At 77.2% G+C, this 10,792-nt stretch carries 8 protein-coding genes and 1 pseudogene; all 9 read left to right on the forward strand.

Going from position 1 to position 10,792, the window contains the following annotated elements; genetic code table 11:
• Positions 1 to 885, forward strand: a pseudogene (locus tag VER05_RS02250) (DNA repair protein RecN); the annotation flags it as partial.
• A gap of 6 nt (positions 886 to 891) precedes the next feature.
• Positions 892 to 2,082, forward strand: a complete 1,191-nt coding sequence (gene steA, locus VER05_RS02255; RefSeq protein WP_324843774.1) for a putative cytokinetic ring protein SteA — start codon at positions 892 to 894, stop codon at positions 2,080 to 2,082.
• A gap of 73 nt (positions 2,083 to 2,155) precedes the next feature.
• Positions 2,156 to 3,211 (forward strand): copper transporter, encoded by a 1,056-nt coding sequence (locus VER05_RS02260; protein WP_324843775.1) that lies wholly within the window; start codon positions 2,156 to 2,158, stop codon positions 3,209 to 3,211.
• Positions 3,208 to 4,179 (forward strand): hypothetical protein, encoded by a 972-nt coding sequence (locus VER05_RS02265; RefSeq protein WP_324843776.1) that lies wholly within the window; start codon positions 3,208 to 3,210, stop codon positions 4,177 to 4,179. Before VER05_RS02260 ends, VER05_RS02265 begins: the two co-directional genes overlap by 4 nt.
• Positions 4,176 to 5,987, forward strand: coding sequence for a murein biosynthesis integral membrane protein MurJ (gene murJ / locus VER05_RS02270; RefSeq protein ID WP_324843777.1), 1,812 nt, complete (start codon positions 4,176 to 4,178; stop codon positions 5,985 to 5,987). Before VER05_RS02265 ends, murJ begins: the two co-directional genes overlap by 4 nt.
• Positions 5,984 to 7,075, forward strand: a complete 1,092-nt coding sequence (locus VER05_RS02275) for a glycosyltransferase family 4 protein (protein WP_324843778.1) — start codon at positions 5,984 to 5,986, stop codon at positions 7,073 to 7,075. Before murJ ends, VER05_RS02275 begins: the two co-directional genes overlap by 4 nt.
• A gap of 194 nt (positions 7,076 to 7,269) precedes the next feature.
• The gene (locus tag VER05_RS02280; RefSeq protein WP_324843779.1) at positions 7,270 to 8,964 is read left to right on the forward strand and encodes a CTP synthase; all 1,695 of its coding nucleotides are present in this window, start codon (positions 7,270 to 7,272) and stop codon (positions 8,962 to 8,964) included.
• The gene (locus VER05_RS02285) at positions 8,961 to 9,575 is read left to right on the forward strand and encodes an NUDIX hydrolase (RefSeq protein WP_324843780.1); all 615 of its coding nucleotides are present in this window, start codon (positions 8,961 to 8,963) and stop codon (positions 9,573 to 9,575) included. Before VER05_RS02280 ends, VER05_RS02285 begins: the two co-directional genes overlap by 4 nt.
• A 117-nt stretch (positions 9,576 to 9,692) precedes the next feature.
• The gene (locus VER05_RS02290; protein ID WP_324843781.1) at positions 9,693 to 10,658 is read left to right on the forward strand and encodes a GGDEF domain-containing protein; all 966 of its coding nucleotides are present in this window, start codon (positions 9,693 to 9,695) and stop codon (positions 10,656 to 10,658) included.
• The last annotated feature ends 134 nt before the right edge of the window (positions 10,659 to 10,792 follow it).

The raw sequence follows: 10,792 nt of genomic DNA on the forward strand, positions 1-10,792 counted from the left end.
CGGGTGGCGGAGGCCGGGTACCTGCTGGCCGACGCCGCCACCGAGCTGTCGTCGTACCTGCAGGACCTGCAGGCCGACCCGCTGCGCCTCGACGCCGCCCAGACCCGGCGCGCCGAGCTCGCGTCCCTGACCCGGTCCTACGGCGAGGACGTCGACGCGGTGCTGCGCTGGGCCGACGAGAGCGGCCGTCGGCTGCTCGACATCGGCGACGGCGACGAGAAGGTCGCGGAGCTCACGGCCGAGCGGGACGCGCTGGACGCGCGGCTCGCCGACCGGGCGGCGCGGATCGGGGCGGCCCGCCGGGAGGCCGCCGAGCGGCTCGCCGCGACGGTCTCGGCCGAGCTCGCCGGGCTCGCGATGGGCGGCGCCAGCCTCACCGTCCGGGTCGAGCCTGCGGCGGAGCTGGGCCCGCACGGTGGAGATGTCGTGGAGATGCTCCTCGTCCCGCACGCGGGCGCGCCCGCCCGGCCGCTCGGCAAGGGCGCCTCCGGGGGCGAGCTGTCCCGCGTGATGCTGGCGCTCGAGGTGGCGCTCGCCACGTCGCCCGACCGCGGCGAGCACACCCCCGGGACCTTCGTGTTCGACGAGGTCGACGCGGGCGTCGGCGGGCGGGCGGCCACCGAGGTGGGCCGCCGCCTGGCGGCCCTGGCGCGGGGTTCGCAGGTCCTGGTGGTGACGCACCTGGCGCAGGTGGCCGCGTTCGCCGACCGGCACCTCGTGGTCACCAAGTCGCGGGACGGCGCGATCACCGCGTCCGGCGTGGGCGAGGTCACGGGGGAGGACCGGGTCCGCGAGCTGGCCCGGATGCTGTCCGGCCAGGAGGAATCCGATGCGGCGCGCGCACACGCGGCGGAGCTCCTGGAGCTGGCGGATCTGGCACGATGAACGGCGATGAAACTCCTGCCCTCGCGTAAGCGCTCCGCCGCGTCCCCCGGGGGCGAGCTCGTCGGCCCCGCCCGGGTCGACCCCCGCACCAAGTCGCTGACCAAGCGCCTGCGTCCGGGTGAGATCGCCGTGATCGACCACGTCGACATCGACCGGGTGTCGGCCGAGGCGCTCGCCGCCTGCAAGCCCGCCGCGGTGCTCAACGCCGCGCGCTCGACGTCGGGCCGCTACCCGAACCTCGGCCCGGACATCCTGGTGTCCGCGGGCATCCCGCTCGTCGACGACCTCGGCCCCGACGTGATGACCCTGCGCGAGGGCCGCACGCTGCGCGTCGAGAACGGGTCGGTGTACGACGGCGACACGCTGGTCGCCGAGGGCACCGTCCAGACCGAGCAGACCGTGGCCACCGACCAGGCGGCCGCGCGCGAGGGCCTGTCGGTCCAGCTCGAGTCGTTCGCCGCGAACACCATGGACTACCTGCGCCGGGAGCGCGACCTGCTGCTCGACGGCGTGGGCGTCCCGGACATCACCACCCAGATCGAGGGCCGGCAGGTGCTCATCGTGGTGCGCGGGTACCACTACAAGGAGGACCTGGTCACGCTGCGGCCGTACATCCGCGAGTACCGCCCGGTGCTCGTCGGGGTGGACGGCGGCGCGGACGCGATCCTCGAGGCCGGCTGGACGCCCGACCTCATCGTCGGCGACATGGACTCGGTGTCGGACCGCGCGCTGCGCTGCGGCGCCGAGATCGTCGTGCACGCGTACCGGGACGGCCGCGCGCCGGGCATGGCGCGGGTCGACCAGCTCGGGGTGCCGCACATCGTGTTCCCGGCGACCGGCACCAGCGAGGACGTCGCGATGCTGCTGGCGGACGACAAGGGCGCCGAGCTCATCGTCGCGGTCGGCACGCACGCCACGCTCGTCGAGTTCCTGGACAAGGGCCGCTCCGGCATGGCGTCGACGTTCCTCACCCGGCTCCGGGTCGGCAGCAAGCTGGTCGACGCCAAGGGCGTGTCCCGGCTGTACCGGAACCGGATCTCCAACCTGCAGCTGACCCTGCTCGTCCTCGCGGGCCTGCTCGCGCTCGGCGTCGCCCTGGCGTCGACGACCGCGGGCCAGACCCTCATCGGCCTGACCGCCGCGCGCTGGGACGACTTCGTCTACTGGCTCGGGTCCCTGTTCGGCGGGTCGTCATGACGCGCGCCGGCACGCCCCGACCCGCCCCCTCCCGTGCCGCGCACGCGCCGGCACCTGATCGAGAGCTCCCGCTGTGATCGACTTCCGGTACCACCTCGTCTCGCTGATCTCGGTCTTCCTCGCGCTCGCGGTGGGCATCGCCCTCGGCGCGGGCCCGCTCGAGGAGACGATCGGCAACACGCTGACGGGGCAGGTGGACCAGCTCCGGAGCGAGCGGGACCAGCTGCGCTCCGACCTCGACGACTCGGCCTCGGACCTCGCCGCGAGCGACGCCTTCATCGAGGCCGCCGGCACCGACCTGGTCGCGGGCACGCTGGCCGAGCGCCGGGTGGCCGTGGTCGCGCTCGGCACGGTCGACGGCGACGCGCTCGCCGCGATCGAGGGCCAGCTGACCGACGCGGGCGCCACCGTGAGCGCGAACGTGGCGCTCAACGAGGCGTGGTCGTCCACCGACCTGCGGTCGTTCCGCCAGGCGCTGGTCGGCAACATCACCAGCTACCTCGACCCGCAGCCCGCCGACGACGCCACGGCCGACACCGCGCTGTCCGAGGCGCTGGTCCAGGGCCTCACCGGCGCGGACGCCGGCAACCCGGACGCGCTCAGCGCCGACGCGGCGACGCTGCTCGACTTCATGACCTCGGGCGACTCGCCGCTGGTCACCGTCGACGGCGAGGTCAGCCAGCCGGCCGACGCGATCGTGCTCGTCGCCCCGACGGTCGCGCCGGACGCCGTCGCCACCGACGCGACGCCCGACGCCGACGCGGCCGCCGCCGAGCTGCAGTCGCAGATCGCGCTGGCGCGGGTCGCGCAGACCCGGTCGGAGGGCGCGGTCGTCGTCGACGGCCCGGTCACCGACGGCACGCTGGTCGCGACCATCCTCGGCGACGACTCGGCGGCCGAGGCGCTGACCACCGTCAGCGACGGCGACACGTCCGCCGGGCAGGTCTCGGTGCCGCTGGCGCTCAACGCGCGGATCGGCGGCACGAACGGCCACTACGGCCGCGGCGGCGACCTGACGACGGTGCCCACGGCGACGACGCTGACCCCGCCGGACCGCACGCCGGTCGCGACGGGGGACGCGGGCACCGGCGACGCGGGCGACGCCGGCGACGCGGGGGCGCAGGGGTGAGCGTCGGCCGCCGGATCGCCGCGGCCGTCGCGGCGCGCGCGAGCACGACCGTCGTCCGCGGCCTGCTGGACGACGACGCGCCGGGCGGCGCGCGCCTGTGGGAGCGCACCAACCACCGCGGCGAGCCCGTGAGCCTGCTCGGCGGGCCCGCGGTCGCGGCGGGCGTGCTGGTCGGCGGCCTGGTCGGCGCCCCGTCGGGCCGGGACGGCGCGGCGCTGGCCGTCGCAACCACGAGCGCCACGGCGTTCGGCCTGGTGGACGACCTGACCGAGGACCGCGAGGGCACCGTGCGCAAGGGCCTGCGCGGCCACCTCGGCGCGCTGGCCCGCGGCGAGGTCACCACCGGCGGGCTCAAGGTGCTCGGCATCGGGGCGGGCGCGCTGCTCGCCGCCGCGCTGAGCCGCCCGCACGACCGGCTGCCCGCGGGCCGCGGCGCCGCCGCCCTCGTCCGGCTGGCCGACGTCGCCGCGGACGGCGCGCTCATCGCCGCCAGCGCCAACCTGGTCAACCTGCTCGACCTGCGCCCCGGGCGCGCGCTCAAGGCCGCGGCGCTCGCCGCCGCGCCGGCCGGCGTGCTCGGCGGCCGCGGCGGGGGCGCGGCGGCCGCGGTGCTCGGCGCCGCCGTCGCGGAGCTGCCCGACGACCTGGCCGAGCGCGACATGCTCGGCGACTCCGGGGCGAACGCGGTCGGGGCGGTGCTCGGCACCGCGGCCGTGCAGGGCTGCCCGCGGCCCGCGCGGCTCGCGCTGCTGGCCGGCGTCGTGGCGCTGACGGTGGCGTCGGAGAAGGTCTCGTTCACGCAGGTGATCGCGCGCACCCCGGTGCTGCGCGAGCTGGACGCGTGGGGGCGGCGCCCGGCGCACGTGCCGGGGGGCGCGGGCGAGCCGGGCGGGTCGGGCGCGCCGGGCGGGTCGCCGGGCGGGTCGCCGGGCGACGACGCCACCGCGGGCGGGGTGCCCGGGCGGTGAGCCGCCGGGCCGTCCTGTCCGGTCTGGCGGGCGCCGCGGCCCTGATCTCGGCCGTGACGGTCGTCAGCCGGCTGCTGGGCTTCGCGCGGACCCTGGTCTTCAACAACGCGGTCGGCCTCACCGACGTCGGCGACGCCTACAACTGGGCGAACACGCTGCCGAACGTGCTGTTCGAGGTGGCGGCGGGCGGAGCCCTGGCGGGCGCGCTGATCCCGGTGATCGCCGGGCCGCTGGCGCGCGGGATGCGGGACGACGTGTCCCGGATCGCGTCGGGCATGCTGGGCTGGACGCTCGGCGGCCTGGTCGTCATCGGGGTCGTGCTCGCGCTGGCCGCGGAGCCGCTGTCCGCGCTGTCGAAGGTGGACACCGCCGCGGAGCGGGACCTCGTCACGTTCTTCATCCGGGTGTTCGCGGTGCAGCTGCCGCTGTACGGGCTCGCCGTGGTGCTGTCCGGCGTGCTGCAGGCGCAGCGGAAGTTCTTCTGGCCCGCGTTCGCCCCGGTGCTGTCGAGCCTCGTCGTCATCGGCGCGTACGCCGCGTACGGCTGGCTGCTCGCCGACTCGGGCGTCCCGCGCGGGGCGGAGGAGGCCGCCGTGCTGCCCGACGGGGCGGCGGCGCTGCTGGCGTGGGGGACCACCGCCGGCGTCGCCGCGATGGGCCTGTCCCAGGTGGTCCCGGTCTGGCGGTCCGGCGTGCGGCTGCGGCCCGCGCTGCGGTTCCCCGAGGGCGTCGCCGCCCGGGCGCGCGGCCTGGCGCTGGCGGGCATCGGCGCGCTGGTCGCCCAGCAGGCCGCGGTGCTCGTGACGATCACGCTCGCGCAGACCTACGGCGGCAAGGGGTCGCTGTCGGCCTGGCAGACGATGGTGCAGCCCACCTACCTGCTGCCGTACGCGGTGCTCGCGGTGCCGCTCGCCACCAGCACGTTCCCGCGCCTCGCGGCCGCCGCGCAGCGCCCGGGCCGGACCGGCTACGCCCCGCTCGCGGCGGTGACCACGCGCGGCGTGCTGGTCGCCGGGGCGGCCGGCGCGGCCATGCTCGCCGCGGTGGCCCCCGCCGCCACGGCGGTCTTCCAGGCCATCGGGCGGGGCAACACCGCGCTCATCGGGGCCGTGGCCGACGCGCTGACGCTCGTCGCGCCGGGCCTGCTCGGCTTCGCCCTGGTCTTCCACGTGTCCCGGGCGCTGTACGCCCTCGAGCGCGGGCGGCTCGCGGTGCTGGCCGCCAGCGCCGGCTGGGTCACCGTCGCCCTCGCGTCCTGGGTCGCCTGCCTGGTGCTCGTCCCGGGCGGGCGCGACGCCGCCGCCACGCTGCACGCGCTGTCCCTCGGCAACACGATCGGCATGGTCGTGGCCGGGGTGGCGCTGCTCGCCGTGCTGCGGGCCGCCGCCGGGGCCGAGGCCGTCGCGGGCCTGGCCCGGACGCTCGCGGTGCTGGTCGCCGCGGGCGCCGTCGCCGGCGTGGCCGGCCGGTGGGTCGTCGACGCGGTGCAGGCGCTGGCCGAGGGCATCCCGGGCGCGGTCGCCGCGGCCGCGGGCGGGGCGGCGGTCGTCGTCGTGCTGGTCGTGGGCGCGGTGGCGGTGCTGGACCGGTCGACGCTGACGGGGCTGCTGCGGCGCGGCGCGGGCGGCGGCGGCGCGGGCGCGGTCACGGCCGGTGCGCCCGCGGCGGACGCGCTCGTGCCGGGCACGGACCCCGACGCCGGCGGCGAGGCCGCCCCCGCGGCCGCCACCCCCACGACCACCCCGGCGCCCGGTGCCGGCCCCGCGGCCCCCGGGCCGGACGACCGACCCCGGGAGGCGGGCCGATGACCCGACGCGTGCTGCAGGTGCTGGGATCGAGCGCGGGCGGGGTCGCCCGGCACGTCGAGCAGGTGTCGACCGCCCTGGCCGCGGCCGGCGACCACGTGCTGGTCGCGGGCCCCTCCGCGCTCGCGCCGACGGTGGCCGCGGGCGAGGGCGTCGGCTTCGCCGCGGTCGAGATCGCCGATCGCCCGCACGCGTCCGACGCGCGGGCCGTGGCCCGGCTCGCGGCGCTGGCCCGGGACGCGGACGCGGTGCACGCCCACGGGCTGCGCGCGGGCGCGCTGGCGGTGCTGGCGGTCCGGGGCCGGCGGCACGCCGGGGGTGCGCGGCCGCGCGTCGTCGTCACGCTGCACAACCTGCCCGTCGGCGGCCGGGCGATCCGGTCGGTGTCGGCGGTGCTCGGCCGGGTGGTCGCGCGCGGCGCCGACGTGGTGCTCGGCGTGTCCGGCGACCTCGTGGCGCTCGCCCGCGCGCAGGGCGCCCGCCGCGCCGAGCGCGCGCTGGTGCCCGCCCCCGCGCGCCGGGCCCCGGGCCGGGACGCGGATGCCGTGCGGGCGGGGCTCGGGGTCGCGCCGGGGGAGGACCTCGTCGTCACCGTGGCGCGGCTGGCCCCGCAGAAGGGCCTGGACACCCTCGTCGACGCCGCCGCGGCCGCCGCGCGGACCCGGCCCGGGGTGCGCTGGGTCGTGGCGGGTGACGGCCCGCTGCTCGCCGACCTGCGCGCGCGGGCGGCCGCGGCGCAGGCGCCGGTCGACCTGCTGGGCCGGCGCGAGGACGTCGCCGACCTGCTCGCGGCGGCGGACGTGGTCGCGTCGACGGCCGTGTGGGAGGGCCAGCCGCTGGCCGTGCAGGAGGCCCTGGCGCTCGGCGCCGCCCTGGTCGTGACGGACGCGGGCGGCACCCGCGAGGTCACGGGCGACGCGGCGGTGCTGGTGCCGGTCGGCGACGCCGCGGCGTTCGCGGCCGCGCTGGCCGCGGTGCTGGGCGACGAGGCGCGCCGGTCGACGCTGCGCGACGCGGCCCGGGCCCGCGCGGCGACGCTCCCGGGGATCGCCGACGTGCTGACCCAGCTGGACGCGGCCTACGCCCGCTGACCCGGGCGGGGTCTCTGACGGTGGAAGGTTGTGACGGACACGCCGACGGCGTGTCCGTCACGACGTTCCACCGTCGACACGGGTGAGCAGGGCGCGGGCCGACGTCGCAGGCGGTGCCCACCGGCGCGGGCCGTGGCGGGGGTCACCGGCGTGGGGCGCACGGGGGCGGCGCGTCTCGGGTACACTGGAATCCCGTGGCAGAGCGCGCAAATCGACTCTCCGGGCGGTCGGACTCCACGACCCGGCACATCTTCGTCACGGGAGGCGTCGCCTCCTCACTGGGCAAGGGCCTGACCGCCTCCAGCCTGGGACGACTTCTCCGCTCCCGCGGCCTCCGGGTCACGATGCAGAAGCTCGACCCCTACCTCAACGTCGACCCCGGGACGATGAACCCGTTCCAGCACGGCGAGGTCTTCGTCACCGAGGACGGGGCCGAGACGGACCTCGACGTCGGTCACTACGAGCGGTTCCTCGACGTCGACCTGGTCGGCTCCGCGAACGTGACGACCGGCCAGGTCTACTCGCACGTGATCGCGAAGGAGCGGCGCGGCGAGTACCTCGGCGACACCGTCCAGGTCATCCCGCACATCACGGACGAGATCAAGGCGCGGATGCGGTCGCAGGCCGCCGACGACGTCGACATCATCATCACCGAGATCGGCGGCACGGTCGGCGACATCGAGTCGCAGCCGTTCCTCGAGGCGGCCCGCCAGGTCCGGCACGAGCTCGGCCGGGACAACGTGTTCTTCCTGCACGTCTCGCTGGTGCCGTACATCGGCCCGTCGGGCGAGCTGAAGACCAAGCCCACGCAGCACTCGGTGGCGCAGCTGCGCAGCATCGGCATCCAGCCCGACGCGATCGTCCTGCGGTCCGACCGGGAGATCCCCCAGTCGATCAAGTCGAAGATCGCCCTGATGTGCGACGTCGACACCCAGGGCGTCATCTCCTGCGTGGACGCGCCGAGCATCTACGACATCCCGCGGGTCATCCACGCCGAGGGCCTGGACGCCTACGTGGTGCAGCGGCTCGGCATGCAGTTCCGCGACGTCGACTGGAGCGGCTGGGACGAGCTGCTGCAGCGCGTGCACCAGCCCGCGCACCACGTCGAGGTGGCGCTGGTCGGCAAGTACATCGACCTGCCCGACGCGTACCTGTCGGTGACCGAGGCGCTGCGCGCCGGCGGCTTCCACAACGACGCCAAGGTCACGATCCGCTGGGTGCCGTCGGACGACTGCCAGACCCCCGAGGGCGCGCAGCGCGCGCTCGGCGGCGTGGACGCGGTGCTGGTCCCCGGCGGGTTCGGCGTGCGCGGCATCGAGGGCAAGCTCGGCGCGCTGCGCTGGGCCCGCGAGTCGAAGGTGCCGACGCTCGGCATCTGCCTGGGCCTGCAGACGATGGTCATCGAGTACGCCCGCAACGTGCTCGGCCTGGCCGGCGCCTCGTCGTCCGAGTTCGACGCCGACCCGGCGCACCCGGTCGTCGCGACCATGGCGGAGCAGCTCGCGATCGTCGGCGGCGAGGGCGACCTCGGCGGCACGATGCGGCTCGGCTCCTACGAGGCCGTGCTGGCCGAGGGCTCGGTCGCGGCCGAGGCGTACGGCTCGACGCGGGTCACGGAGCGGCACCGGCACCGGTACGAGGTCAACAACGCGTACCGCGACAAGCTGGAGGAGGCCGGCCTGGTCATCTCCGGCGTCTCGCCGGACTCGTCGCTGGTCGAGTTCGTGGAGCTGCCGCGCGAGGTGCACCCGTACTACGTCTCGACGCAGGCGCACCCGGAGTTCAAGTCGCGGCCGACCCGGTCGCACCCGCTGTTCGCCGGCCTGATCCGCGCCGCGCTCGACGCGCGGGGCGCGACGGTCTCGCCGAAGGCGAAGGCCCGGGCGTGACGACCGGGGACGCGCACGGCGGGCCGGCCGACCGGCCCGCCGTGCGGCCCGTGCTCGAGCACACGGACCTGCACCACGGGAAGATCTGGGACCTCGTCTCGGAGACCGTGGACCTGGGCGACTCGCAGGTGGTCCGGGAGTTCGTCGACCACCCCGGCGCCGTCGCGGTGATCGCGCTCGACGAGGACGACCGCGTGCTGCTGCTCCAGCAGTACCGGCACCCCGTGCGCGCCGAGCTGTGGGAGCCGCCGGCCGGCCTGCGGGACGTCGACGGCGAGCCGCCGCACGTGACCGCGGCGCGCGAGCTGGGGGAGGAGGCCGACCTCCGGGCCGGCTCCTGGTCGCTGCTGGCCGAGTTCGCGAACTCCCCGGGCGGCTCGAACGAGCACATCCTCGTGTACCTCGCCCGCGACCTGTCCGAGGTGCCCGAGGCCGACCGGTACACCCGGGAGGACGAGGAGGCCGGCATGGTGCCCGTCTGGGTGCCGCTGGACGAGGCCGTCGAGGCGGTCCTCGCCGGCCGGCTGCGCAGCCCGAGCGCCGCGGTCGGCATCCTCGCCGCCGCCGCCTCGCGGGACCGCGGCTGGCGGACCCTGCGCCCGGTCGGCTGACGCGCGCCGCGCCGGGCCGCGGGGACGCCCCCGCCGCCCGGCGCGTGCCGTTCGCCCGGACGGGTGGTCCGGCGGGCCACCGGTCAGGTGAACCCGGCCGCGGCCGATGGGGTGGCCGTGCGCGCGAGGACCCGCCCCCCGAACGACGGCGCACGCCTGTTCCTCGCGGCCTCGCACACCGCCGGCGCGCTGCTGCTCTGCGCGGTGCTCTGCCTGGTCAGCGCCGTGTGGCCGCCCTCGCGCCTCACGCTGGTCGGCGTCTGGTACGGCGGCTCGGCGGCGCTCGCGCTGCTGGCGGTGGCGCTGCTGCTGCTCCGGGACCGGTCGCGGGCGCCGCTCGCCGCCCTGGTCGCCGCGATCGGCATCGGCGGGGTGCTGGTCGCGAGCTGCCAGACCCTCGCGGGGGTCGTCACCACGAGCCTCGGCCTGGTCGTCGCCGGGCAGGCGGCGGCGCTGCTGGGCGAGCCCCGCACGGTCCGCCGGGTGCTCGGGCTGGTGGTCGCCGTGCTCGGCCTCGCGATGCTCGCGTCCCCGGTGCCGTTCGCGCTGACCACCTGGCTGGTGCTCGCGCTCACGACCGTCGTGATGAGCGGCCTGGTGACCTACCTGCTGCAGCGGCTGCGGCTGCTCGCCACGACCGACGACCTCACCGGCGCCCTCACCCGCGCCGCGTTCGACGAGCGCGCCGCCCTGGTGCTGCACGACGCCGCGCGGCGCGGCCGGCCCGCCGCGGTCGTCTGCCTGGACGTCGACGACTTCAAGGTCGTCAACGACACGCTGGGGCACGCCGCGGGCGACGAGGTGCTGGTGCGCCTCGTGGACGGCTGGCGCGCCGGGCTCGGCGACGGCGACCTCATCGGCCGGGTCGGCGGCGACGAGTTCGCCGTGGTGCTCGCCGGGCGGGACGCCGCGGGCGCGGAGGGCTGGGTGGCGGACGCCGGGCAGCGGCACGCCGCCGGGGACCCCACCTGGAGCCACGGCGTCGCGCAGGCCGACGGCGACGAGCCGGTCCGGGACGCGCTGGCCCGCGCCGACGAGGCGCTGTACGCGCGCAAGGGCCGGCGGGTCGGCGGGCCGGTCTAGGCGCTCGGCGCCCGTCAGCGGCTCGTCGACACCCGGTACTGCGCGTTCGCGAGCGGCACGAACACCACGAGGAACAGCGCCGACCAGATGAGCGTGTAGACCTCGGGGTGCTGCAGCGGCCACGCGGTCGGCTC

This window comes from Cellulomonas sp., from assembly GCF_035634735.1.
In the GTDB taxonomy this organism is placed as follows: Bacteria; Actinomycetota; Actinomycetes; order Actinomycetales; family Cellulomonadaceae; genus Cellulomonas.